Genomic DNA, 24,251 nt, shown 5'->3' with positions numbered 1-24,251 from the left:
AGAGGCCCGAAAATAAACGCTTAAAGGCTGTGTGTTCGCTATTGACTTCACTTTGCCTTTCGGATTGACTGGCTACGTGAAAGGGCGGTGAACATAATAATTAACAGCTAATAGGTGCATCATGTCGGTCCCTCTGCGTACCGTTCAACTCAACGAAGCAAACGCATTCCTTAAGAAATATCCTGAGGTTTTGTACGTCGACCTTCTGATTGCGGATATGAACGGTGTGGTGCGCGGCAAGCGCATCGAACGCACCAGTCTTCATAAGGTTTACGAGAAAGGCATCAACCTGCCAGCGTCCCTGTTTGCGCTGGACATCAATGGCTCCACGGTGGAAAGCACCGGCCTGGGCCTGGACATCGGCGACTCCGACCGGATCTGCTATCCGATCCCTGGCACCCTGAGCATCGAGCCATGGCAGAAGCGCCCAACCGCGCAACTGCTGATGACCATGCACGAGCTCGAAGGCCAGCCGTTCTTCGCCGACCCGCGGGAAGTGTTGGCAAATGTGGTGCGCAAGTTCGACGACATGGGCCTGACCATCTGCGCCGCGTTCGAACTGGAGTTCTACCTGATCGACCAGGACAACGTGAACGGTCGCCCACAGTCGCCGCGTTCGCCGGTGTCCGGCAAGCGTCCGATGTCGACCCAGGTGTACCTGATCGACGACCTCGACGAATACGTCGACTGCCTGCAGGACATCCTCGAAGGCGCGAAAGAGCAGGGCATCCCGGCTGACGCCATCGTCAAGGAAAGCGCCCCGGCGCAGTTCGAAGTCAACCTGCACCACGTGGCCGATCCTATAAAGGCTTGCGATTACGCGGTGCTGCTCAAGCGTCTGGTGAAAAACATCGCCTACGACCACGAGATGGACACCACGTTCATGGCCAAGCCGTATCCAGGCCAGGCGGGTAACGGTCTGCACGTACACATTTCGATTCTCGACAAGGAAGGCAACAACATCTTTGCCAGCGAGGATCCCGAGCAGAACGCCGCGCTGCGTCACGCGATCGGCGGTGTGCTCGAGACCCTGCCGGCGCAGATGGCGTTCCTTTGCCCGAACGTCAACTCTTACCGTCGTTTCGGCGCGCAGTTCTACGTGCCGAACTCGCCGAGCTGGGGCGTCGACAACCGTACCGTAGCGGTTCGCGTGCCGACCGGTTCACCGGACGCCGTGCGCATCGAGCACCGCGTGGCCGGTGCCGACGCCAACCCGTACCTGTTGATGGCTTCGGTTTTGGCCGGCGTGCACCACGGCCTGACCAACCAGATCGAGCCTGGCGCCCCGGTGGAAGGCAACAGCTACGAACAGAACGAGCAGAGCCTGCCGAACAACCTGCGCGATGCCCTGCGCGAGCTGGACGACAGCGAAGTCATGGCCCGTTATATCGACCCGATGTACATCGACGTGTTCGTGGCGTGCAAGGAAAGCGAGCTGGCCGAGTTCGAGAACTCCATCTCCGACCTTGAGTACAACTGGTACCTGCATACCGTTTAAGACGGATCACGCCGATCAACTGTGGGAGCGTCTTTCAAATCCTTGGATGACCGGTCAGTTCGACTACATATTCCCCTGCGTCGAGTCACAACCATGACAATCACTCGCAGCGACTGGGAGCAACGCTTCCAGTCCCTCAACATCGAAAGCCGCGCCTTCATCGACGGCCAGTACTGCGCGGCCGCCAGCGGCGCCACGTTCGAATGCATCAGCCCGGTGGACGGTCGTTTCCTGGCGAATGTGGCCAGCACCGACGAAGCCGATGCCAACGCCGCCGTCGCCGTTGCCCGTCGCACCTTCGAATCCGGCGTCTGGGCCAGCCTGGCTCCGGCCGAGCGCAAGCGCGTGCTGATCCGCTTCGCCGACTTGATCCTGGCCAACCAGGAAGAGCTCGCGCTGCTTGAAACCCTCGACATGGGCAAGCCGATCAGCGACTCGATGAACGTCGACATTCCGGCGACCGCCAACGCGATTCGCTGGACCGCCGAAGCCATCGACAAGATCTACGACGAAGTCGCTGCCACGCCCCGCGATCAGCTTGGCCTGGTGACGCGCGAACCGGCCGGCGTGGTCGCGGCCATCGTGCCCTGGAACTTCCCGCTGATCATGGCCAGCTGGAAATTCGCCCCGGCCCTGGCGGCAGGTAACTCGTTCATCCTCAAGCCTTCGGAAAAGTCGCCGCTGACGGCCATTCGCATCGCGCAGCTGGCACTGGAAGCGGGCATCCCGAAAGGTGTTTTCAACGTCTTGCCGGGCTACGGTCACACCGTCGGCAAGGCGCTGGCGTTGCACATGGACGTCGACGTGCTGGCCTTCACCGGCTCCACGGCGATCGCCAAGCAACTGATGATCTACGCCGGGCAAAGCAACATGAAACGCGTCTGGGCAGAAGCGGGGGGCAAAAGCCCGAACGTGGTGTTCGCCGATGCACCGGACCTGCGCGCGGCGGCACAAGCGGCAGCCAGCGGCATTGCCTTCAATCAGGGCGAAGTCTGCACCGCCGGTTCGCGCTTGCTGGTGGAGCGTTCGATCCGCGAGCAGTTCTTGCCATTGTTGGTCGAAGCCCTGCAAGCCTGGAAGCCGGGGCATGCGCTTGATCCTTCGACCACCGTCGGCGCGGTCGTCGACCAGCGTCAACTGGACAACGTATTGCGCTACATCGATATCGGCAGGGAACAGGGTGCCGAGTTGATCGCGGGCGGCCAGCGCACCCTCGAAGAAACCGGTGGCCTGTACGTGGAGCCGGCGGTTTTCGACGGCGTGACCAACGCCATGACCATCGCCCGGGAAGAAATTTTCGGCCCGGTGCTGTCGGTCATCACCTTCGACACCGCTGAAGAAGCCCTGGCAATCGCCAACGACAGCATCTTCGGCCTGGCCGCCGGCGTGTGGACCAGCAACCTGAGCAAGGCCCACACCTTCGCCCGTGGCCTGCGTGCCGGCAGCGTCTGGGTCAACCAGTATGACGGCGGCGACATGACCGCGCCGTTCGGCGGGTTCAAGCAGTCGGGTAACGGTCGGGACAAATCGCTGCACGCGTTCGACAAGTACACCGAACTCAAGGCGACCTGGATCAAGCTCTAAGACCTATAAAAAAGCGACGGTCACCGGCCTCTTGCCGGTGCCCATCGGAGAAACCTATGAAACAAGCACATGTTAATAGCTACTACGCCGCCACCCGCAACTTCACCGGCGATTTCCCGGTACTGGAAGGGGCGGTTGACTGCGACGTCTGCGTGATCGGCGCCGGCTACACCGGCCTGTCCTCGGCGCTGTTCCTCGCCGAAGCGGGCTACAGCGTCACCGTGCTCGAAGCGGCCAAGGTCGGCTTCGGCGCCAGCGGTCGCAACGGCGGGCAACTGGTCAACTCCTACAGCCGCGACGTCGATGTCATCGAAGAGCGCTACGGCGACAAGACCGCCGAAATCCTCGGCAGCATGATCTTCGAAGGTGCGGACATCATTCGTCAGCGCATACAGCACTACGACATCCAGTGCGACTACCGTCCCGGTGGCATCTTCGCGGCGATGAACAAAAAGCAACTCAAGGGCCTGGCCGAGCAGAAGAAGAGCTGGGAACGCTACGGCAACAAGAACCTGACAATGCTCGACGCTGCCGACATCAAGCGCGAAGTGGGTTCCAATGCCTACGTCGGTGGCCTGCTGGACATGCAGGGCGGCCACATTCACCCGTTGAACCTGGCCCTCGGCGAAGCCTCGGCGATCATCGGCCTGGGCGGCAAGATCTACGAGCAGTCGGCGGCGGTGGAAATCACCTACGGCGAGCCGATCACCGTGCGCACCGCCAAAGGCGTGGTAAAGGCCAAGTACCTGCTGATCGCTGGTAACGCCTACCTGCCGCAGGGCCTGGACAATCGCGTGACCAGCAAGAGCATGCCGTGCGGTTCGCAGATCGTTGTGACTGAACCGCTGCCGGAAAAAGTTGCCCGCAGCCTGATCACCAACAACTACTGCGTCGAAGACTGCAACTACCTGCTCGACTACTACCGCCTGACCCGCGACAACCGCCTGCTCTACGGCGGTGGCGTGGTCTACGGCGCCCGTGAGCCGGACGACATCGAACAACTGATCCGCCCGAAGATCCTCAAGACCTTCCCGCAGTTGAAGGATGTGAAGATCGACTACCGCTGGACCGGCAACTTCCTGCTGACCATGTCGCGCATGCCGCAATTCGGCCGTATCGAGAAAAACGCCTACTACATGCAGGGCTACAGTGGTCACGGCGTTACGTGCTCGCACCTGGCCGGCAAGCTCATCTCGGAAATGATACGTGGCGACGCCGAGCGTTTCGACGCGTTTGCATCCTTGCCGCACATGCCGATGATCGGCGGGCGCACCTTCTCGGCTCCGTTGACCGCCCTCGGCGCCGTGTACTACTCGCTGCGCGACCGTTTCGGCATCTAGACTTTACCTCACCGGCAGGCACCCCAATCAGGTACTGCCGGCTTTTTTACCTGAAACACCACGTACCCCTGTAGGAGCAGCCGCAGGCTGCGATCGTTTGATCTTGCTTTTGACGATCAAAGATCAAAAGATCGCAGCCTGCGGCAGCTCCTACAGCAACACCCACAAACGTGATTTAATAGCCGCCTTTCACGTTTCCGGGACCGGAAAACGGCGCGATCTACGCCTGCTCTCCACCCCCATTACCCTTGCGTACCAAGCACATAAGGCTGTCATGGACACGGGCTCACGACTCAAATTAGTACGCGAAAGCTACAAACTGTCCCAGCGCGAGCTGGCCCGGCGTAGCGGCGTCACCAATGCCACCATTTCCCTGATCGAACAGAATCGCGTCAGTCCTTCCGTCAGCTCGCTGAAAAAGCTGCTTGAAGGCATTCCCATGTCCCTGGCCGACTTCTTCACCTTCGATCAGCCACCGCGCGAGCATCAATACGTCTTTCGCGCCAACGAACAGCCGGACCTCGGCCGCCACGGCCTGCGGCTGCTGCTGATCGGTGCGTCCGTGCCGAGTCGGCAGATGCGTCTGTTGCGCGAACAATACGCGCCGGGTGCCAGTTCCGGCGAAGAGCCGATCGTGCACTCAGAAGGCGAGGAGTGCGGGCTGGTCACCCGTGGCACCGTCGAGCTGACGGTGGACGGGCAGATCAGCGTGCTCAATGCCGGTGACGGGTACTATTTCCCCACGACCTTGCCGCACCGGTTCAGGAACATCGGCGCGGATGAGGCGGAAATCATCAGTGCGAACACCCCGGCGAACTTCTGACGAACCGGCCCCAGGACGTCAATCGCCGCATTACGCCTGGGCAACGTGCTTGGGCCCCGCCAGGGCCCACAGTACCAGGCCAATCAACGGTACAAACACGATCAGCACCATCCATACCCCCTTGTTGCTGGCGTTCCCTGCGCTTTTGCGCACCCGGTTGATCGCCCACAGTTCAAGCGCCAGCAGCACTGCCGCCGATACGATCCATAGCGTTTCTATTTGCATGAGCCACCTCCTGATAGTCAGTCAGTTAGGTGGCCGTGCAATCGCGGGGTTCATTTAATTTTCGCCGCTACCTGGCTTTCCAGTGTCCGCCACCGGACTCGCAATCGATCCTGGCCTGGTCAATGTGCTGCGCATCGTAGTAATAGGTGGTGACCTTGGCGCTGTCGGGAATGTTCAGCGACGTGCTGTTCTTGTCCTTGCTGGTGGAATGTGGGTTGGCCAGGGATTCCTGGGTCAGCGTAGCGACGCAGGAGGCTTGATAGTGATCGGCGCACTGTTCGACCTTTTTCTTGGTGCTGGCCAGCATGTCCTTGCTCTCATTGCTGCAGGACCAATCGATGGCATTGACCGGCATGCCTTCGTATTCATAACAGCTGTGAGTCTCGACCACGGGAACGGCAGCGCTTTGCGATCGCGTCAGCACGTCACAGCCTTCGGCGGCGGCCAGGCCGGGAATGAGGCTGGCGATCAGGAGCAGAAGTCGACGGTTCATCGGGATTTCCTCTGCAATGGCGCCTTTGCCTGATCGGGAAGTGGCGCCGACAGAGATTTGAAAACGCGATGAGGTACGGGGTTCCCTTCATTTCAAGGGACCCTGTAGGAGCGAGCATGCTCCGGGCGGCGTTCCGACGATGGACGTCAACGATAACGCGCCCTGTCTGGATGAACGCGTTGTCTGGACATTTTTCGCGAGCAGGCTCGCTCCTACAGAGGGATGAGTACATCCGCGAAATCAGGTCGGCTGTCAGGCCGCCTCGCTTTCGCGTTTGATCTTGATCTGGCTTTTGATTTTCTTGCCCCCTCGAGAGGCCGAGTGGAGGTTCTGCGCAGTGGGTAAACCGGCAAGGATGCCGGTTTAGCCGCGCTGGGCCATGGATGGCCCATCGCGGCGACCCACGGAGCAGGACCGGAGCGAGGGTATGGCGAGCCCTAGCGAGCCACCGAACGCCAGGGGCAAGAGCCCTTGGTTACTTAGGGCCGGGCGGCGTTCCGTTTTTCCAAGTGACTCGCTGTAAGAGCGAAACCCTAGGTGGCCGTTACCGCAGCAACGGATATACACCCAATCTAAATTACAAATCTGCGGGGCTTCATCATGCGGGTTATCGGCGCGATTAAACGTTGGCCGCCAGCTTCCCACCCGCCAACCGTCGCTTGTACGCACTGTCACGATTGGCCAGCCACCAGTACAGCGGCGACGTAATCAACAGGCCCACCAACCAGGACAAATCCGCGCCGTTGATGTGCTCGGAAATCGGTCCGACATACAGCGGCGTGTTCATGAACGGGATCTGAACCACGATGCCGATCGCGTAGGCCAGCAGCGCCTGCGGATTGTAGCGACCGTAGATACCGCCATCGACGTGGAAGATCGAATCGATGTCGTACTTGCCTTTGTGAATGGCGTAGAAGTCGATCAGGTTGATCGCTGTCCACGGCGCCAACACCACCAGCAATACCAACACCATGTCGACGAAGTGGCCGATGAAGTCAGCGGAGGCACCGACGGCGGCAAAGCAGCAGGCCGCGAGCACAATGACCGAGAGCACGGCGCGGCTCTTGGCGGTGGGGATCCAGCGGTAGGCGAAGGTTTGTACCAGGGTGATCAGCGACAGCACGGCGCCATAGAGGTTGAGTGCGTTGTGGCTGATGACGCTAAGCAGGAACAGCACCAGCATCAGCGGGCCGATGGAACCGGTGGCGAGCTTGACCGCGTCCATGGTGTCCATGCCGACTGGCGTGGCCAGTACGGCGACGGCGCCGAAGACGAACGAGAGGCTGGAACCGAGCACTGTGCCCAGGTAGGTGGTCCAGAAGGTGGCCGCCACGGGCACGTTGGCCGGCAGGTAGCGCGAGTAGTCGGACACGTAGGGCGCGAAGGCGATTTGCCACAGCGCGGCCAGGGAAACCGTTGCCAGCCAGCCGGAAATGTTGAAACCGCCACGGGTGAGGAAATCGTCAGTCTGCACGTGGGTCAGGATGTAGCCGAAGCCCAGCACGATGCCGATGCCCAATACCCAGGTGCCGATACGGTTGAGCACGTGGATGAAGCGATAGCCGATGATGCCGATGATGCCCGAACCCAGGGCACCAATGACGATGCCCACCGGTACCGGCACGCTATCAACCACGCCGTGCAGGGATTTGCCGGCCAGCACGATGTTGGACGCGAAGAAGCCGATGTACATGACGCCGGCGATCAGCACCACCAGCAGAGCACCCAGGGAACCGAACTGGGCGCGGCTCTGGATCATCTGCGGGATACCCATCTGCGGTCCCTGGGCCGAGTGCAGGGCCATCAGCACGCCGCCGACCAAGTGGCCGACGAGGATGGCGACGATGCCCCAGACCAGGTTCAGGTGGAACATCTGCACGCCGAGGGCGCCGGTGACGATGGGCAAGGGGGCGATGTTGCCACCGAACCACAGGGTGAACAGGTCTCGGGTCTTGCCATGACGATCTTGCGGCGGCACGTAGCCGATCGTGTGTTTCTCGATGAGCGGGGCGCTCGTTGCTGCAGTGGTTACCATGATGAACTCCAAGGCAAAGTGAGTACGTGGACGTACTTCGGTGAGCGTCGCGCGAACGACGCTTTTCTTGTTGGAGCGATCATGTGCAATGGATCGGGATAGATAAATTAGTAAGTTTGTTGCCTCAAACCTTAAAAAATATATGCCGTGGCTGCGCTCGCCTCCGGTATGTTCAGCCTTGACGCAAAACCCTTGTGGGCGCTGTCGATTCCTTGACTTTCCGGAGGTCCCCATGGCCGCTTACAACCTGCGCCAACTCAGATATTTCGTCACCACGGCCGACTGCGGCAGCGTGGCCGAGGCTTCGCGCAAGCTCTATATCGCGCAACCATCGGTGTCGACGGCGATCAAGCACCTGGAAGAGAGTTTTGGCGTGCAACTGTTCATCCGACATCACGCCCAGGGCGTTTCACTGACGCCGAGCGGCTCGCGGTTCTACCGCAAGGCCCAGGAGCTGCTGCGGGTCGCCCATGAGTTTGAGCAAAATGCCCTGGCGGACAATGACGTGGTGGCGGGGCAGATCGATATCGGCTGTTTTGAAACCGTGGCGCCGCTGTACCTGCCGCGCCTGATCGCCGGTTTCAAGGCACGTTGGCCGGGGGTGGAAATCCGCATTCGCGATGGCGAGCAGCAGGAGTTGGTGCAAGCGTTGACCGCCGGCAGCATCGACATGGCCATGGTCTTCGAACACGACCTGGACAGCACGATCGAGACGGTGGCACTGATGCCGCCGCAGCAACCCTACGCCTTGCTTCCCGCGGACCACCGCTTCGCGCAGCAGGCGAAAGTTTCGCTGCACGACCTGGTGCTGGAGCCGATGATCCTGCTGGATGTGGTGCCCAGCCGAACCTATTTCGTGAGCATCTTCGAAGAGCGCGGGCTGACGCCGAATATCGTCTTCAGTTCGCCTTCGATCGAAATGGTCCGGGGGATGGTAGGACGGGGTTTCGGCTTTTCGATCCTGGTGACCAAACCGTTTTCCGAATACACCTATGACGGGCAAAAAGTCGTGTGCGTGCCGCTGGCCGAAGCCGTGACCGGCTCCGGGTTGTCAGCGGCGTGGTTGCGCAGGGCGCAGCTGACCAAGCCGGTGCAGCTGTTCGTGGACTACTGTCAGGAAGAACTGGCCCGGCTCTATACCTGAGCATCGGGCCAGCCATCAGTTGCCGATCGCCAGCAGCATCCGTTGCAGCATGGCATCGCAGCCATGCAGTTGCTCCAGGCTGACGAACTCGTCGGGTTTATGACCTTGCTCCATGCTGCCCGGGCCACACACCACCGTCGGGATTCCCGCCGCATCGAACAGGCCGCCCTCGGTGCCGAACGCCACCGTACCGAAATCCCGAGAACCGGAAAACGCCGCGATCAATTCAGCGGCTTCGCTGCGGGCATCGGTGGCCAGGCCGGGGTACGCCGACAATTCACTGAAACGGATCTCGCTGTGCTCACTCACGGCGCGCATGCGCGGCAACAGTTGCTGCTCGGCGTAGGCCTGCAGTTCCTGCGCCACCCGGCGCGGGTCGTGCGAGGGCAGGGCGCGTACTTCGAAGTCGAAGCGGCAGTCGGCCGGGACGATGTTCAAGGCCTTGCCGCCGCCAATCACACCGGTCTGCACCGTGGAGAACGGTGGATCGAAACGCACGTCATGGAGTTCGGGGGCCTTGAGCCGTTGGCCGATGCGCCCCAGTTCACTGACCAGCTCGGCCGCGTATTCGATGGCATTCACCCCAAGCGGGGCGTAGGCCGAATGGCAGGCGTGACCGTGGATGTCACAGCGCATCGCCAGCTTGCCCTTGTGGCCCAGCACTGGTTTGAGTTCGGTGGGTTCGCCAATGATGCACAGCATGTGTTTGACCGGTCGTTGTTCCAGGGCCTTGAGCAGGGAGCGTACGCCCAGGCAGCCGACTTCTTCGTCGTAGGACAGGGCGATATGCACCGGCAGTCGCAACGAGGCCTGCACCAGCGATGGCACCAGGGCGAGCACGCAGGCGATGTAGCCCTTCATGTCCGCCGTGCCGCGACCGTACAGTTTGCCCCCTAGTTCGGTGAGCTGGAACGGCGCAACGGTCCACGGCTGGCCGTCGACGGGCACCACGTCGGTGTGCCCCGAGAGCACGATGCCTGGCCGGTCCGCCGGGCCGATCGTGGCAAACAGATTGGCCTTGCTGCGCTCCTGGTTGTAGACCAGTTGGCACGGCACATCGAAACCTGCGAGGTAGTCGCGGACAAACTCGATCAGTTGCAGGTTGGATTCGCGGCTGGTGGTGTCGAACGCCACCAGCGTTGCGAGCAGATCGCGGCTGGCGCTCATCGATCGTCTCCGGCGACACCATAGCCAGGGGACCTGTCGGGCGCCAGGGCGCGGTCGATGTAGTCCTGGACTTGCGGACGGTAGGCCTGCCAGAGTTTTTGCAGCTGGCCAATCGGGTCTTCATCGGCCCAGTCGACCCGCAGGTTGACGATCGGCCAAGTCAGTTCCCCGACAACCAGCACTGCAGCCGAATGCACCGGCCCGGCTTCGCCACCGGCCGCCATGCCACCTTGCATCGCCGCGAGCAATCGGTCGGCCAGATGGCCTTCGGCCTGTTCGAAGGCGCTGACCATGGCCTCGATTACGCCGGGGGCCGCGAGCATGTTGCCGGCCGCCACGCATTGCTCGCCGGACACCGCATTGTGCTTGCCCAGGGTTTGCGCACCGCTGAAGTGCGCGGTGCGGCCGAGGTGGTCGATGGCAGTGATCTGCCGGTACTGGCTGTAGCCGTTGCGGGTCAGCACCTTGTCCAGGGCCTCCGCAGGTGCGAGGCCTTGCTCCATCAAGGCGAGGGTTTCCGGGCCAAGGGAGGGCAGGGTGATGTTTTGCGTGGAGACGGCACCCACACCGGGCAGCAACCAGGGGCAGCGGGCGCCGACGGCGATGCTCGAGGAGCTGATGGCGATGCCGAACTGGCCGGTTTCGGGGCAGCGGGCGGCTATGGAAAAGGTCATGGCTGTGCTCCTTATTCCGGGATCACCGCGATTACATCAATCTCCATCAGCCACTGTGGCTGACCCAATGCCGTCACCACCAGCCCGGTGGAAATCGGGAACACGCCTTTGAGCCACTTGCCCACTTCCTGATACACCGGTTCGCGGTAGCGCGGGTCGATCAGGTAGGTGGTGGTCTTGACGATGTGGCGCAGGTCGCTGCCGGCTTCTTCCAGCAGTTGCTTGACGTTGCGCATGGCTTGCTCGGTCTGTGCCCGCGGATCGCCGAGGCCAACGAGGTTACCTTCGAAATCGGTGCCGACCTGGCCGCGCACATAGACGGTATTGCCGGCGCGGACGGCCTGGCACAGGTCGTTGTCCAGGCTCTGGTTCGGGTAGGTTTCCTTGGTGTTGAACATGCGGATGCGGGTATGGGTTGGCGTAGTCATTTAAAACTCCTGAGGTATGGGGGCCGGCGCGGTTCACGCGCCGGGCAGATATCAAGCGCTGACGGTTGTCTTGTTAGCGGCCGGGGCGTTTTCGGCCTCGCGTTGGCCAGCATCGCGGTACTCGAGGTAGGTGCGCTGGATGGCGATGTGATCGGCCACATACTTGGCGTCATGCCACACGCCCCAGATGAACGAGGAGCCACGGCGGGACTGCCAGGGCAGGCCAAGGAAATACACGCCAGGTTCGCTGGACACACCGCGCTGGTGCTGCGGCTTGCCGTTGTCGTCAAAGGCGTCGACCTTCAGCCAGCTGTAGTCCACGGCAAAACCGGTGGCCCAGATGATCGACGTCACGCCGGCCTTGGCCAGGTCGAGCTCGAGGATCGGCTGGGTGACACAGTCCGGCTCCGGGAAGGTATGACGTGCTTCGGGTTCTTCCGGCAGGTCCAGGCCATTGCGTTCGATGTAGGCATCGGCGGCATCGAGCAAGGCCAGGTAGTTTTCATCGCCCCGGGCCAGGTTCTCCGCCAGGTTCGGCTGGAAGGTCGCCACGCTGCCATTGAACGCTTGGGTCAGGCCCACCAACACCATGCCGGCATGCGCCAAGCCACGGAAATCCACGGTGCGGCCACCCTGGGCGCCACTGACGGCGATGGTCACGTGTTCGCGACCGGGTTTCATGGCGGCCTGGTCCCATTCGCCGAGCACGCCCAGCCACCAGCAGAAATCGCGATTGCGATAGGCGCGGGGCGGGCGATCGTGGGCGCCGACCGACAGGTAGACCTGCTTGCCCGAGCGCTGCAGTTCATCGGCGATCTGCACCCCCGAGGAACCTGCGCCCACCACCAGCACGGCGCCCTCGGGCAATTGTCCGGGATTGCGATAGTCGGCGGAGTGGATCTGCAGCAATTGTGCATCTTTGGGGGCGATCGGCGGGATCACCGGACGCTGGAAGGGCCCCGTGGCAGCCACCACGCGGCTGGCCTCGATCACGCCTTGGGAGGTCTCGATGGTGAAGCCCGGGCGGCCGACATTGCGTTCGACTTTCTTCACTTCCACACCGGTGCGGATCGGCGCCTTGAACTTGCGGGCATACGCTTCGAAGTAATCGGCCACGCGCTCCTTGGGGGCAAAACCATCGGGGCTGATATCGTCGAATTCCAGGCCCGGAAAACGGTCGTGCCAGGCCGGACCATTGGCCACCAGCGAATCCCAGCGGCCGGTGCGCCAGCGCTCGGCGATACGGTTGCGCTCCAGCACCAGGTGCGGCACGCCGAGCTTGCTCAGGTGTTCACTCATGGCGACGCCGGCCTGGCCGGCGCCAACAATCAAGGTATCTATTATTGTTTTATCAATGGTCATCTCTTTGCCCTTCGAAGTTGGATAAAGGTCTATGTCGACCTGCCATTTCTTGGGCTCAAGACTAGGGATCAGCCTGATATCGGTAAAATATTATTAAGCTGGCATTTGAGTATAAATAACTGATGCAGAGCGTTTGCGGCGTGGGGTTGGCGAGGGTGGGATTGAACGTTCGTCGGCCGGCACCCTGCAATCGCTGCCCATTCCATCACGGCTGCTAAGCTTCGACCTTGCCACGTACTGGCCTGCCCAGGGCCCGGAAGGGGCAAGCGATTGTCGGCAATCTGCACGGAGGCAGGCAATGGTGATCAAGCACACAGGTCCTGCAAGTGCAGAGGGTACTGCCGTGCCGCTCGATCCTGAAGAGATGGAGCGGGTGCTGGCGTTGCTGCTGGCCAGTCCGTTGTTCGCCAGGTCCCGGCGCATGGGCAGTCTGTTGCGGTTTCTGGTCGAACACGACCTGCAATCGGCCCATGTTCCCCTGACCGAACACGCCATCGGTATCGCCGTGTTTCGTCGCGATCCGGCGGTGTATTGCACCGGTGACGATCCGGTGGTGCGGGTGCAGGTGGGGCGGTTGCGGCGCAAACTCGCCAGCCATTACGCCACGGTGGGGCAGCAGGAACCGGTGCGACTGAGCATTGCGCCTGGTTGTTATCGCCTGGCCTATCAGCGACTGCGCCCCAATGCAGGGGCCGCGCACCACCCTGTCTTGCAGATCCAGCCCTTTACCTGCATTACCCGCGAGGGCGATGACTTTGCGCGTGGCCTGTGCGAGGAGCTCAGTTGTCGCCTGTTCGAGTCGTTCGAGCAGGCACAGACCAGTGGCAACCATGTATTGATAAGGATGCCGCGCAGCAGTGTGAAAACAACGAATGCCCGGCGTGGCGGCCGCTACTGCTATTGCCTGGAGGGCAGCGTGCGGGTCGAGCCGGCACGGGTTCGGGCATCGCTGCGGTTGGTGGATGCGGCGCAGGGGCGGATTCGCTGGTCGGCCCAGTTTGATCGCAATCAGCCCTATGGCATTGCTACCCAGGAGGATCTGGCAGCCTCTATCTGCCTGTCGCTAGCGGGTTATTTTGCCCAAGCTCCATTCGATGAATAGAGGGGGCAACGCGTGGTTGCCCCCGCTGCGCTCATCAAACGGTTTTCCATTGACCGCCTTCGTAAAGGCGACCTGCGGTGTTATCGAAGGTCAGGTCGATTTCGATCGCCTTTGAGCGTGAGGTACTGAACATGGTACTGGTCTGCACATCCTGTTCGAACCATACGAGGATAGTTTCCACGGGAGTCAGTACGGTATTGCCGGTGACCACCCGATTGACGGCCACGTAGATGGGTGTACTGACCTGATTGCCATCGATGCCGGTGGACAACTGGTTGATCCCCGGATGGATCGGCGCGAAGTTGTTCACGAACGTCACGGAAACTTCGGGCCCGCCCGTGACTGCCGGGCTCAGCAAGCCGTGTTCATCGAGTGTCGAGGTTTGCCCCAAACCGATATTGACGACATTGGTCGAGACTTTGACTTGTACGTTTTCCTGGAACACGTTGGTGGCGAACAGCTGATACAGCGGCGTCCAGCTGAATTCGTTATTGCTCAGGTAGGCGGAGTAGGACTGCCAGACCACGTTGTAGTCGGCAGTACCGACTTTCTTGGCGAAGCACAGCTTGTAGCCGGACTTCTTCAGCTGGGTCAGGTCGTCTGGGGCAATTTCAATGGTTACGGTTTTTTGCGAAGCCGCCAGGGCGGACCTCAAGACCCGACCGTAATCGGTGGATTTCAGCGCAGTGGCAGCACCCATGATCGACTTGACGGCTTCTTGCACATCATTGTGAAGCTGCTGGCTTTGTTGGCTGACAGCGATTGATTTGCTCATGGTTTCCCTCTTCCTTGGTGGTGTGTCGGGCAGACGATGGGCCGCTAGCGGTCAAGCCGGTCGGTCCATCGAGGCTTTCAATCTAGGCGCATGGGGCAGGGTGCCCAAGTGTCTTGGCGTTACAGGCGGGTATCGGGGTTGTATCAAACGTTATTACGATTGGTTTGTAGGCTTTTTTCCGCATCTAAGTGCGAAATTTCCTAAAGTGCATTTGAGGTGAGAAAAGTTGAAAGTAGGATACTTCATTGATGCTGTAGGATGCCTAAATATGTCCTGAGGACAGACTTAAATGGAAACTGAATTTCCAAATAACCTCGACATCTTTCTTGTTTGATTGTCTAGGCTTGTCGAACGTAGTCCTTGCAATTTTATTGTCAAGGAAGTGGTTATCACGAAAAAACGGGAGGGGTTATGGCTTCAAGCAGCTTTCAGAACGAAGTGCCAAAGGCACGGGTCAACATAAAACTCGACCTGCATACCGGCGGTGCGCAGAAAAAAGTCGAATTACCGCTGAAGCTGATGGTCATGGGTGACTACAGCAATGGCAGGGAACAGCGCCCCTTATCAGCCCGAAGCAAGGTTTCAATCAACAAAAACAACTTCGATAGCGTCTTGGCGGAGTTTACTCCGGTGTTGAAAGTGGCCGTGGAAAATACCCTGGTCGATGACGCTGGCGACGCCTCGGTCGAGCTGAAGTTCCAGCGCATGAAGGACTTCGAGCCGGAGCAGGTGGCGCGGCAAATCCCGCATCTGCGCGCGCTTTTGGCCATGCGCAACCTCTTGCGTGACCTCAAGTCGAATCTGCTGGACAACGCCACCTTTCGTCATGAGCTGGAACGTATCCTCAAGGATGATGCGCTCAGCGACGAGTTGCGCGCCGAGTTGGCCACGTTGGTACCGGAAGAAAATCGTTAATCCACTTCGGTTCGTTTAAAGGGAAGTTACCTTAATGTCCATCGAAAGTTCTAACGTGCAATCGCGCGACGCTACAGTGTTGTCCGAAGAAAGAGGCGTATATGGCGCACTGTTTGGCAAGATCAATCTCAGTCCGGTCGAAACCCTGAGTAGTATCGAAGTATTTCAAAATACCGAGGCTCTCTCCGAAGTGTCCGCCGATGAGCGAGTAACGGCGGCTGTCAGTGTATTTCTGAAACTGCTGGGGCAGTCTTCGCAGAAATTCGAACGCCTGGATAAAGTCCTGCTCGATGAACACATTGCAGCCCTGGATGCGCAAATCAGCCGGCAACTCGATGCCGTGATGCACCACCCCGATTTCCAGCGGGTGGAGTCAACCTGGCGTGGGGTCAAGTCGCTGGTCGACCAGACCGATTTTCGTCAGAACGTGCGCATTGAATTGCTCGATATCAGTAAGGAGCATCTGGTCCAGGATTTCGACGATGCACCGGAAATTGCGCAAAGCGGCCTGTACATGCATACCTACACCCAGGAGTACGACACTCCCGGCGGGGAGCCCATTGCCGCCGCGATCTCCAACTATGAGTTCGATTGCAGGCCGCAGGATATCGCCCTGCTGCGCAACATTTCCAAAGTCGCGGCCGCCGCGCACATGCCCTTCATTGGCACGGTTGGCCCGGCCTTCTTCGGCAAGCGCTCGATGGAAGAAGTGGCCGCCATCAAGGACATCGGCAACTATTTTGACCGTGCCGAATACCTGAAATGGAAGGCGTTCCGCGACAGTGACGACGCCCGCTACATCGGCCTGGTCATGCCCCGTGTCCTGGGGCGCCTGCCTTATGGGCCGGACACCGTTCCGGTGCGCAGCTTCAACTACGTCGAGAGCGTCAAGGGCCCGGACCACGACAAGTACCTGTGGACCAGCGCCTCGTTCGCCTTTGCCGCCAACATGGTCAAAAGCTTGATTGCCAATGGCTGGTGCGTGCAGATCCGCGGGCCGCAGTCGGGCGGCGCGGTGACCGAACTGCCGATCCACCTCTACGATCTGGGCACCGGCAACCAGGTAAAGATTCCTTCGGAAGTCATGATCCCGGAGACTCGCGAATTCGAATTCGCCGACCTCGGTTTCATCCCGCTGTCGTATTACAAGAACCGCGACTACGCGTGCTTCTTCTCCGCCAACTCGACCCAGAAAGCGGCCCTGTACGACACCGCCGATGCGACCGCCAACAGCCGCATAAATTCGCGCCTGCCCTACATTTTTCTGCTGTCGCGCATTGCCCATTACCTCAAGCTGATCCAGCGCGAGAACATCGGCACCACCAAGGACCGGCGCTTGCTGGAGCTGGAGCTGAACAAGTGGATTGGCGGGCTGGTCACCGAGATGACCGACCCGGGCGACGACCTGCAGGCCTCGCACCCGCTGCGTGACGCCAAGGTCACCGTGGAAGACATCGAGGACAACCCGGGCTTCTTCCGCGTCAAGCTGTACGCCGTGCCGCACTTCCAGGTGGAGGGCATGGACGTCAACCTTTCGCTGGTATCGCAGATGCCCAAGCGCAAGGCTGATACCGTTCGCGGGGAATCCAGGTCTTGAAAATCGACCGTCCCGTATGGTCTGCGGGGGCACTGCTGTGCCCCCAGCAGTTCCAGCAACAGGCACGCTGGGAAGCCTGGTCCAACGATCGCCTGGCACATTTGTTTCTGGTCCACCCCTGGGGGGTTCAGGCGGTGGCGTTTGATACGGAGGCCCTGCGCCTGGGCAAGCTCAAGGCCACGCAGTTATGCCTGCGCATGCCTGATGGCACCTTGGTTGATAGCGATCTGGTGGATCGTTTGCCCTGTGCTCTGGAATTGACCCACCTGCTTTCCGGTGAAGTTCAGGACGCTACGGTGCTCTTGGCCTTGCCGCTGGAACAGGCCAATGGCAACAACTGCTTGCTCGATAGCACCAAGGTCGAGCGACCGACGCGCTATCGGCAGGACTGGCGCAATGTGCAGGATTTCTACGATGGCGAGTCGCAACAGATCGGCGTGCTCGAACACGCGCTGAGCCTGCGTTTTGCCCACGACGACAACGCCGATTACCTGACCTGCCCAATCGCGCGCTTGATGCCGGACGGGCAGGGTGTATGGGGCCTCGACAGCGCTTATGTGCCACCACTGCTCGAGTTCGCGGCTCATTCGGGATTGCTGGCTCAGCTGGATAACCTGCTGACCCAGTTGTCCGCCAAGCGTCAACGGTTGATGGGCATGCGGCGTGAAAGCAACCAGCGCATGGCCGATTTTGCCGTAGCCGATGTGTCGCTGTTCTGGCTGCTCAATGCCTTGAACACCTATCAGCCGATTCTGGCGGATCTCAAGACCCATCCGGCACAGCATCCCGAGCTGGTCTATCGGGAGCTGGCCAAGTTGGCCGGAGGCCTGCTGACCTTTTCCCTGGAACACGACATCGAGCAGATCCCGCCTTACCGGCATGAGCATCTGGAAAGCGTCTTTCCACCGCTGTTGCGCCTGGTTTCCACCTTGCTGGAGGCCAGCCTGCCTTCGCGTGTCATTGCCCTGGAGCTTGCGGAGGACGGCGCCAATCGCTGGAAGGTCAGCCTCAATGATCCACGTCTGCGTGAGCGTGAAGGTGCCGATTTCTATCTGTCAGTGCGTTGCCGCTTGCCGGCAGCACAGGTGCAGAGGCAGTTTCCGCGCTTGTGCAAGATCGGCACGCCGGATGAAGTCGATCAGCTGATCAACGCCGCGCTCGATGGTGTGCCGTTGCAGCCGCTCAGCCATGTCCCGGCAGCCATTCCACTGAGGCTGGAAAACCAGTATTTCGACCTGGATCTCGACCACGCCAAGGGCCAGGCGGTGCTGGCTGCGGGGGTCTGCGCCTTCTACGTCCCGAGCACGCTGGCCGAGGTCAAACTTGAACTCTTTGCGGTGTTGCGCACATGAACCTGAAAGCCTCAAGAAAACCTACCGCACTGGCGGTGGATATCGACGCCTTGCTGCAGGACAGCTACCTGCTGGTGGTGGAACTGCGCCAGGGGGCATCGACGCTCGCTGGCACGGCGCTGTGGGACCTTTGCGTCAAGCAGGTCGAGCATGTTCGCCAGTTGCTCCAGCTCGCCGGCCTGAACCCGCGCAGCATCGATCACATCAGCCATGCCCAGTGCGCCTTGCTCGATGAAACCGTTCTCCGGGTCGAAACGCAGGCTCGCGATGCCTGGACGAAAGAGCCCTTGCAAGCGAAGTTCTTCAATCGCCACCAGGCCGGCGAGTTCCTGTATGAAGACATGCGCGAAGTCTTGCGTGATCCTGCGCCTGATCCACTGGTGCTGACAGTGTTCCATCGGGTGTTGATGCTGGGCTTCCAGGGGCGTTACCGCGATGCCGGCGACCCTGTGCGCGAGCAGTTGTTGAGCGCCTTCCATGCGCAGGTCGCCCCTTTGGGAATCAGCCGTTCGCTGGCGACAACAGTGAAGATCGGACAGCGACTGCGCATGCGCTTGTGGCCACATTCGCCGCTGGCCCATGGTCTGCTTGTAGGGCTGCTCTTCGTCGGTCTGTGGTGGGGGCTTGACCAACTGTTGGCCAATCTCCTCAACTCGGTTTTGCCTGGTGAGGCCTGAAATGAGGCCAATAACCCTGGCCCAGATGCGCGGTCTCTGGTTGTGGGCGGGCGCGCTGTCATTGACATTGTTGATAGTCGTGCCATTGGCCTGGGGCCTGCGGGCAACAGCTGTTCTGGCCGTCGTCTGCGTCATGGTCGTGGCCTGGAACCGGCTGGGGCGCCGTGCAACGTCAATGAGCGCATCATTGATCCTGGCCGAGAATACATCGTTGCCTCCGGCAGCCTACCGCCAACCAGTGGTGCTGGTCTGTGGCGATGGTCTTGTGGAGTTGTTCGGCGAGACACCCGTGGAACAACTGGCCTTGCGCACGACCCACCAGGGTTGCTATGTGCGGGTACCCGAGCTTGAGCAACTGCCTACGCTCACCGCCGGCCTGATGACACTGCGCCCGGAATGGAGTAGGCAGCTCAGCGTCATGTTCATCGTCAACCCGGCCGAGCAGGACGACAGCGCCGTACTGGCTGCACGGGTGCGTGCTTTGCGTTATCAGCTAGGTATCGTCCGAAAGGGCGACATTGCGCTGCCGCTACTGTTGGCGACTTACTTGCAAGCCCCGACCGCAGAGGCTGTCTGGTTCAGTTGGGAGGACGCAGAGGATAGCCCCAGGGTACGCGAGGCCGGAGCCTGCACCAGCCTGGCCGACTGGCAAAGTCACCCTTCAGACAGTGCAACGCGCGCTGCCCGCATGCACGCCAGCGTAAAGCTGAACAGTGTCGTGGCATGGCTCGATCACACGGTATTGCCTCACTTGTCGCCCCGCGATGCCCGCGATCCTGACGGTCTGCCGAAGGTTTGTGCTGTCACCTTCGTACCGCTGCTCGCGCAATCAGTCACGGGCAACTTATGGCAACAATGGCTGCGCAACAAGGTTGCACTGCTTGACGCCAGGCAAGCTGAGCCAGGGCAGTGCATATCCATGCCTTTCCCCGATCCCTTGCTGGCGCTGCTTCCCATGCAGGCTCAACGCGCTCTCTTGCAGCGTGCGAGCGTCATCGCCTGGTGGTTGTTCGCCGTTGCCGGGATAACAGCGTTGGCCAGCTCGGCCTGGCAGAACACCCTGTTGGTCCGCCAGGTCAGTGACGACTTGCGTCGTTACAACGCCCTCCCGGTGACTGGGCAACCTGAACGGCCTGAATACATCCTGCGCGAGCAGGCGCTGACGGTGCTGCGCGAGGATGCCCTGCGCCTGGACAGTTACTACCGACACGGCGCTCCCCTGTCGCTGGGACTCGGCCTTTATCGAGGCGAGCGCTTGCGCATCCGGCTGCAGTCGACGATTGCCGGTCACCGTCATCCTTTGTTGGCGCCAAGACTTGCGGGCAATTCAACGCCGGTGCGCCTGGACAGCCTGTCGCTGTTCAACACGGGCAGCGCCCAGCTCAAAGCCGGCTCGACGAAGATCCTGGTCAACGCCCTGGTCGACATCAAGGCCCAGCCTGGCTGGCTCATCGTGATCAGCGGTCATACCGATGCCACCGGCAGCACCGAACAAAACCTGCAGTTGTCCCGCGCCCGAGCTGCTGCCGTGCACGACTGGATGCAGCACATGGGCGGCATCCCTGGAAGTTGCTTTGCGGTTCAGGGTTTCGGTGCGAGCCAGCCCATCGCCAGCAATGACACCGAGGCCGGGCGAAGCGCTAACCGCCGTGTCGATATTCGTCTTGTGCCGGAGCCGGGAGCCTGCGTGTTCCCTGCTGCGGGATCAGACTTGCAACCCCCTGTCGCCTAACGCGGCATTCATGTTCTTAGAGAAGGAGCTTCACATGGCAATTCCCGTTTACCTGTGGCTGAAAAATGATGGCGATGCGGACATCAAGGGTTCGGTCGATGTGATAGGGCGTCAGGGCAGCATCGAGGTGCTGGCCCAGGATCATGGCTTGACCATTCCCACTGACAACAACACCGGCAAGCTGACAGGCACACGGATCCACACGCCGTTCAGGTTCACCAAGGAAATCGATGCTGCCAGCGTCTACTTGCTCAAGGGCGCGTCCCAAGGACAGACGTTCAAGAGCGCCGAGTTCAAGTGGTATCGCATCGATGACGCGGGCCAAGAGGTCGTTTACTACACCGTTCTGCTTGAAAACGTAAAGGTCGTGAGCGTCGTGACGAAAATGCACGACATCAAGGACCCGACAAAGGAAAAACACAATCACCTGGAAGACGTCCAGTTGCGTTACGAGAAGATCACCTGGAAGTTCGCCGAGGGCAACTTCAGTCACTCCGATGCCTGGGACGAGCGTCAGGGCGCTTAGCCCACTGAGCTCGCAGGTACTCATGCCTGCGGGTTCGATTTTCCGAGTTGAGCGTCCGAACGCGGGCGCTCAGCCAGCCCCATCGAGTTTCGGGCTCGTCGATGACCAACCGCACACTCAAAACAAGGACGTACCCCCATGGTACAGAATGCCTCCCGCTTGCTTCGCCGTCTCAATCCCTACTGTGCCCAGGCGCTGAGCGCGGCGGCGACCCTGTGCCAAAGTCGCGCCCATGGCTACATCAGTATCGAGCACTGGTTGCTTAAATTATTCGAACAGGGCGAGGGCGACCTGACGCTCATTGCCCGTCGCTACGAATGGGATCTGGACGCGCTCTGGCGCGGACTGCTTGAACACCTGGACACACTACAGCGTAGCGTGCACGGCAAGCCGCAGCTGTGTGGCAAATTGCAGCAATTGATCAGGAGCGCCTGGCTGCGCGCATCGCTGGACAGCCAGGAACAGCTGCGCTCGGCCCACTTGCTCGGCGCGTTGCTGGAGTCACCCGAGCTGCTGGCTTGTGACGCAGCCTGGCCACTGTTCAGCATCAGCGAAACCCAACTGCAGCATTTGTTCGTGCTGCTCGATCAACATTCCGAAGAGCGCCCCCAAGTGCAGCAAGAGGCTGCCATTGATCAGGCACCGGTCTCGATTGATGGGCTGGCGACGCCTTCATCCGCTTCCGGCAACCACGATGCCTTGCAGGCCGTGCTGGACAGGTTCACCCAGGACGTCACCGCAAAGGCCCGGGAAGGGCAGATCGATCCGGTGTTCGGCCGTGACGATGAGATCCGCCAGGTCATCGATATCCTCAGTCGTCGGCGCAAGAACAATCCGCTGTTGGTTGGCGAGCCCGGCGTCGGCAAGACCGCACTGGTCGAAGGTTTGGCGCTGCGCATCGTCGAGGGCAACGTTCCGGACAGCCTCAAACCGGTCAGCGTACGCACTCTCGACCTGGGGTTGCTGCAAGCGGGTGCCGGGGTCAAGGGTGAGTTCGAGCAGCGCCTGAAAAACGTCATCGATGCCGTGCAGCAATCGGCAAACCCAGTGCTTTTGTTCATCGATGAAGCCCATACCCTGATCGGCGCCGGCAACCAGGCGGGCGGTGCCGACGCGGCGAACCTGCTCAAGCCCGCACTCGCCCGGGGCGAATTGCGCACTATTGCCGCCACTACCTGGAGCGAATACAAGCAGTACTTTGAGCGCGATGCCGCCCTGGAACGACGCTTCCAGAAGGTCAAGGTCGACGAGCCGGATGACCACGATGCCTGTCTCATGCTGCGTGGCTTGAAGGCGCGTTACGCCAGCCATCATGGCGTGCACATTCAGGATGCGGCGGTACAGGCCGCGGTCGCGCTTTCGCGGCGTTACCTGACCGGTCGACAACTGCCCGACAAGGCCGTCGACCTGCTCGACACCGCCAGTGCCCGAGTGCGCATGAGCCTTGATTGCGAGCCCCAGGCACTGGTCAGACTCAAGGCCGGGCAGGCGGCCCTGGAGCTTGAACGGCAGGCACTGGTAGAGGATGCACAACTCGGCGATTGCAGCGTTGACGAGCGCCTTGACCTGATTGATGCGCAACGGGTCGACCTTCAAGACCAGCGCACTGCGCTGGTGCGCCAGTATCGCGACGAACTCGACCTTACCCGCCAACTGCTTGATGCACGTCAGGCTGACCCCCTGCAGATCTCGCTTTGTACTCGACTGCAACAGCAGCTTGCGAAGGTGCAGGGCAGCCAGCCGTTGCTCTCGCTGGACGTCAACCCACGCAGCGTGGCCGAAGTGATCGCTGACTGGACCGGCGTGCCGCTGGGCAGTCTGCTCAAGGACGAACAGGCCAGCCTGCTTGAACTGGAGCAACAATTGAGTGACCGCGTCGTCGGCCAGAATCACGCTCTCGGCGCCCTGGCCCAGCGCCTGCGCGCGGCCAAGACCGGCCTGACCGAAGAGCAGGCTCCCTTGGGCGTGTTCCTGCTGGTAGGCACCAGCGGCGTCGGCAAGACAGAAACCGCCCTGGCGCTGGCCGACTGTCTGTTCGGTGGCGAACAGTCGCTGATTACCCTGAACCTCTCCGAGTACCAGGAGGCCCATACCGTCAGCCAACTCAAGGGCTCGCCACCGGGTTATGTAGGTTACGGCCAAGGTGGCGTACTCACCGAAGCGGTACGCCGGCGCCCCTACAGCGTGGTATTGCTCGACGAAGTGGAGAAAGCTCACCGCGACGTGCTCAACCTGTTCTACCAGGTCTTCGATCGCGGTTTCATGCGTGATGGTGAAGGGCGCGAAATCGACTTTCGCAACACCGTCATCCTCATGACTTCCAACCTTGGCAGCGATGAACTGCAAGCCTGCGTGCAGCAATATCCTGAAGCACCTGACAGCACCCTGCAGGAGTTGCTGCGGCCACTGTTGCGCGAGCACTTCCAGCCGGCATTGCTCGCGCGCTTCCAGACCCTGATCTACCGCCCTCTGCAAGTCGAAGCATTGGAACGCATCGTCGCGCAAAAACTTGCCAAGGTCGCCCAGCGCCTGCAACGCCACTACGGCCTCAGCTGCCAGATCGAAAACGCGCTCAACCAAGCCCTGGTCGCCGCCTGCCTGCTGCCCGATACCGGCGCGCGCAACATCGACAGCTTGCTCAATCAGCAGATTTTGCCAGTGCTTAGCCTGCAGCTTTTGCAGCGGCAGGCGGCCCATCAGCAAACCCGGGGAGTGACCTTGGGTTACAGCGACGATGAAGGCATCACGCTGCGGTTTATCGATTCCCAGGAAGCGATGCCAAGCGTCGCCAAGGAGGCCTGA

The 24,251-nt window shown here is 60.8% G+C and carries 21 protein-coding genes; 13 read left to right on the top strand and 8 right to left on the bottom strand.

Annotated features, from left to right (window positions below; all coding sequences use genetic code 11):
* Nucleotides 1-121 precede the first annotated feature (121 nt).
* From PSUM_RS07065 to PSUM_RS07050, 4 genes are all read left to right on the top strand, one after another.
* Nucleotides 122-1,498: a glutamine synthetase family protein gene (locus PSUM_RS07065; RefSeq protein ID WP_083349274.1), complete on the top strand. Its 1,377-nt coding sequence runs from the start codon at nt 122-124 to the stop codon at nt 1,496-1,498.
* A 93-nt stretch (nt 1,499-1,591) separates the two neighbouring features.
* Entirely contained in the window at nt 1,592-3,082 is a 1,491-nt protein-coding gene (locus PSUM_RS07060; protein WP_020798444.1) for an aldehyde dehydrogenase, read from the top strand.
* A 56-nt stretch (nt 3,083-3,138) separates the two neighbouring features.
* Complete coding sequence (locus PSUM_RS07055; RefSeq protein ID WP_020798445.1) at nt 3,139-4,422, top strand: NAD(P)/FAD-dependent oxidoreductase; 1,284 nt, start codon at nt 3,139-3,141, stop codon at nt 4,420-4,422.
* Between the two features lie 274 nt (nt 4,423-4,696).
* On the top strand, nt 4,697-5,245 hold the full coding sequence (locus PSUM_RS07050; protein ID WP_007895886.1) for a cupin domain-containing protein: 549 nt from the start codon (nt 4,697-4,699) through the stop codon (nt 5,243-5,245).
* A 30-nt stretch (nt 5,246-5,275) separates the two neighbouring features.
* On the opposite strand, the gene PSUM_RS07045 is transcribed toward PSUM_RS07050, so the two are convergent.
* The 3 genes from PSUM_RS07045 to PSUM_RS07035 all read right to left on the bottom strand — a co-directional run bounded on the left by PSUM_RS07045 (nt 5,276) and on the right by PSUM_RS07035 (nt 7,998).
* The gene (locus tag PSUM_RS07045; RefSeq protein WP_020798446.1) at nt 5,276-5,470 is read right to left on the bottom strand and encodes a PLDc N-terminal domain-containing protein; all 195 of its coding nucleotides are present in this window, start codon (nt 5,468-5,470) and stop codon (nt 5,276-5,278) included.
* A gap of 67 nt (nt 5,471-5,537) precedes the next feature.
* Nucleotides 5,538-5,963, bottom strand: a complete 426-nt coding sequence (locus PSUM_RS07040; protein ID WP_083349273.1) for a hypothetical protein — start codon at nt 5,961-5,963, stop codon at nt 5,538-5,540.
* Nucleotides 5,964-6,582: 619 nt separating this feature from the next.
* On the bottom strand, nt 6,583-7,998 hold the full coding sequence (locus PSUM_RS07035; protein WP_083349272.1) for a purine-cytosine permease family protein: 1,416 nt from the start codon (nt 7,996-7,998) through the stop codon (nt 6,583-6,585).
* 232 nt (nt 7,999-8,230) lie between these two features.
* On the opposite strand from PSUM_RS07035, the gene PSUM_RS07030 reads away from it, so the two are divergent.
* On the top strand, nt 8,231-9,142 hold the full coding sequence (locus tag PSUM_RS07030; protein WP_020798306.1) for a LysR substrate-binding domain-containing protein: 912 nt from the start codon (nt 8,231-8,233) through the stop codon (nt 9,140-9,142).
* A 15-nt stretch (nt 9,143-9,157) separates the two neighbouring features.
* On the opposite strand, the gene argE is transcribed toward PSUM_RS07030, so the two are convergent.
* From argE to PSUM_RS07010, 4 genes are read right to left on the bottom strand one after another with little or no spacing between them, the layout of a single operon-like run.
* Nucleotides 9,158-10,309: an acetylornithine deacetylase gene (gene argE, locus PSUM_RS07025; RefSeq protein WP_083349271.1), complete on the bottom strand. Its 1,152-nt coding sequence runs from the start codon at nt 10,307-10,309 to the stop codon at nt 9,158-9,160.
* The gene (locus PSUM_RS07020) at nt 10,306-10,983 is read right to left on the bottom strand and encodes a DUF1028 domain-containing protein (protein WP_020798304.1); all 678 of its coding nucleotides are present in this window, start codon (nt 10,981-10,983) and stop codon (nt 10,306-10,308) included. Before PSUM_RS07020 ends, argE begins: the two co-directional genes overlap by 4 nt.
* Before the next feature lie 11 nt (nt 10,984-10,994).
* Nucleotides 10,995-11,411 carry a RidA family protein gene (locus PSUM_RS07015; protein ID WP_083349270.1) on the bottom strand — a complete coding sequence of 139 codons (417 nt, stop codon included), beginning with the start codon at nt 11,409-11,411 and terminating at the stop codon, nt 10,995-10,997.
* Nucleotides 11,412-11,462: 51 nt separating this feature from the next.
* Nucleotides 11,463-12,773 (bottom strand): flavin-containing monooxygenase, encoded by a 1,311-nt coding sequence (locus tag PSUM_RS07010; RefSeq protein ID WP_020798303.1) that lies wholly within the window; start codon nt 12,771-12,773, stop codon nt 11,463-11,465.
* Nucleotides 12,774-13,071: 298 nt separating this feature from the next.
* Between PSUM_RS07010 and PSUM_RS07005 the strand changes: the two genes are divergently transcribed.
* Entirely contained in the window at nt 13,072-13,875 is an 804-nt protein-coding gene (locus PSUM_RS07005) for a hypothetical protein (protein WP_083349269.1), read from the top strand.
* Between the two features lie 34 nt (nt 13,876-13,909).
* Here the strand turns inward: PSUM_RS07005 and PSUM_RS07000 are convergent, their stop codons facing one another.
* On the bottom strand, nt 13,910-14,650 hold the full coding sequence (locus tag PSUM_RS07000) for a hypothetical protein (RefSeq protein ID WP_020798301.1): 741 nt from the start codon (nt 14,648-14,650) through the stop codon (nt 13,910-13,912).
* Between the two features lie 411 nt (nt 14,651-15,061).
* On the opposite strand from PSUM_RS07000, the gene tssB reads away from it, so the two are divergent.
* The 7 genes from tssB to tssH all read left to right on the top strand — a co-directional run bounded on the left by tssB (nt 15,062) and on the right by tssH (nt 24,251).
* Nucleotides 15,062-15,565 (top strand): type VI secretion system contractile sheath small subunit, encoded by a 504-nt coding sequence (tssB, locus tag PSUM_RS06995; RefSeq protein ID WP_020798300.1) that lies wholly within the window; start codon nt 15,062-15,064, stop codon nt 15,563-15,565.
* 34 nt (nt 15,566-15,599) lie between these two features.
* Nucleotides 15,600-17,162 (top strand): type VI secretion system contractile sheath large subunit, encoded by a 1,563-nt coding sequence (tssC, locus tag PSUM_RS06990; RefSeq protein WP_083349268.1) that lies wholly within the window; start codon nt 15,600-15,602, stop codon nt 17,160-17,162.
* Nucleotides 17,159-18,514, top strand: coding sequence for a type VI secretion system baseplate subunit TssK (gene tssK, locus PSUM_RS06985; protein WP_083349267.1), 1,356 nt, complete (start codon nt 17,159-17,161; stop codon nt 18,512-18,514). The genes tssC and tssK overlap by 4 nt, the downstream gene beginning before the upstream one ends.
* Nucleotides 18,511-19,191, top strand: coding sequence for a type VI secretion system protein TssL, short form (gene tssL, locus PSUM_RS06980; RefSeq protein WP_083349266.1), 681 nt, complete (start codon nt 18,511-18,513; stop codon nt 19,189-19,191). Before tssK ends, tssL begins: the two co-directional genes overlap by 4 nt.
* Before the next feature lies 1 nt (nt 19,192).
* Nucleotides 19,193-20,923, top strand: coding sequence for an OmpA family protein (locus PSUM_RS06975; RefSeq protein ID WP_083349265.1), 1,731 nt, complete (start codon nt 19,193-19,195; stop codon nt 20,921-20,923).
* A 34-nt stretch (nt 20,924-20,957) separates the two neighbouring features.
* The gene (locus PSUM_RS06970) at nt 20,958-21,449 is read left to right on the top strand and encodes an Hcp family type VI secretion system effector (protein WP_020798295.1); all 492 of its coding nucleotides are present in this window, start codon (nt 20,958-20,960) and stop codon (nt 21,447-21,449) included.
* Nucleotides 21,450-21,587: 138 nt separating this feature from the next.
* A complete protein-coding gene (tssH, locus tag PSUM_RS06965; protein ID WP_083349264.1) occupies nt 21,588-24,251 on the top strand; it encodes a type VI secretion system ATPase TssH in 2,664 nt (887 codons plus the stop codon).

This window comes from Pseudomonas umsongensis (assembly GCF_002236105.1).
GTDB classification, from domain to species: Bacteria; Pseudomonadota; Gammaproteobacteria; order Pseudomonadales; family Pseudomonadaceae; genus Aquipseudomonas; species Aquipseudomonas umsongensis.
Note: the sequence above shows the minus strand (reverse complement) of the source record. Positions and strands in the feature narration are given on the sequence as shown.

Coding starts and splice junctions, on each gene's coding strand:
- PSUM_RS07065 (WP_083349274.1), top strand. CDS start 122: ATGTCGGTCCCTCTGCGTACCGTTCAACTCAACGAAGCAAACGCATTC.
- PSUM_RS07060 (WP_020798444.1), top strand. CDS start 1,592: ATGACAATCACTCGCAGCGACTGGGAGCAACGCTTCCAGTCCCTCAAC.
- PSUM_RS07055 (WP_020798445.1), top strand. CDS start 3,139: ATGAAACAAGCACATGTTAATAGCTACTACGCCGCCACCCGCAACTTC.
- PSUM_RS07050 (WP_007895886.1), top strand. CDS start 4,697: ATGGACACGGGCTCACGACTCAAATTAGTACGCGAAAGCTACAAACTG.
- PSUM_RS07045 (WP_020798446.1), bottom strand. CDS start 5,470: ATGCAAATAGAAACGCTATGGATCGTATCGGCGGCAGTGCTGCTGGCG.
- PSUM_RS07040 (WP_083349273.1), bottom strand. CDS start 5,963: ATGAACCGTCGACTTCTGCTCCTGATCGCCAGCCTCATTCCCGGCCTG.
- PSUM_RS07035 (WP_083349272.1), bottom strand. CDS start 7,998: ATGGTAACCACTGCAGCAACGAGCGCCCCGCTCATCGAGAAACACACG.
- PSUM_RS07030 (WP_020798306.1), top strand. CDS start 8,231: ATGGCCGCTTACAACCTGCGCCAACTCAGATATTTCGTCACCACGGCC.
- argE (WP_083349271.1), bottom strand. CDS start 10,309: ATGAGCGCCAGCCGCGATCTGCTCGCAACGCTGGTGGCGTTCGACACC.
- PSUM_RS07020 (WP_020798304.1), bottom strand. CDS start 10,983: ATGACCTTTTCCATAGCCGCCCGCTGCCCCGAAACCGGCCAGTTCGGC.
- PSUM_RS07015 (WP_083349270.1), bottom strand. CDS start 11,411: ATGACTACGCCAACCCATACCCGCATCCGCATGTTCAACACCAAGGAA.
- PSUM_RS07010 (WP_020798303.1), bottom strand. CDS start 12,773: ATGACCATTGATAAAACAATAATAGATACCTTGATTGTTGGCGCCGGC.
- PSUM_RS07005 (WP_083349269.1), top strand. CDS start 13,072: ATGGTGATCAAGCACACAGGTCCTGCAAGTGCAGAGGGTACTGCCGTG.
- PSUM_RS07000 (WP_020798301.1), bottom strand. CDS start 14,650: ATGAGCAAATCAATCGCTGTCAGCCAACAAAGCCAGCAGCTTCACAAT.
- tssB (WP_020798300.1), top strand. CDS start 15,062: ATGGCTTCAAGCAGCTTTCAGAACGAAGTGCCAAAGGCACGGGTCAAC.
- tssC (WP_083349268.1), top strand. CDS start 15,600: ATGTCCATCGAAAGTTCTAACGTGCAATCGCGCGACGCTACAGTGTTG.
- tssL (WP_083349266.1), top strand. CDS start 18,511: ATGAACCTGAAAGCCTCAAGAAAACCTACCGCACTGGCGGTGGATATC.
- PSUM_RS06975 (WP_083349265.1), top strand. CDS start 19,193: ATGAGGCCAATAACCCTGGCCCAGATGCGCGGTCTCTGGTTGTGGGCG.
- PSUM_RS06970 (WP_020798295.1), top strand. CDS start 20,958: ATGGCAATTCCCGTTTACCTGTGGCTGAAAAATGATGGCGATGCGGAC.
- tssH (WP_083349264.1), top strand. CDS start 21,588: ATGGTACAGAATGCCTCCCGCTTGCTTCGCCGTCTCAATCCCTACTGT.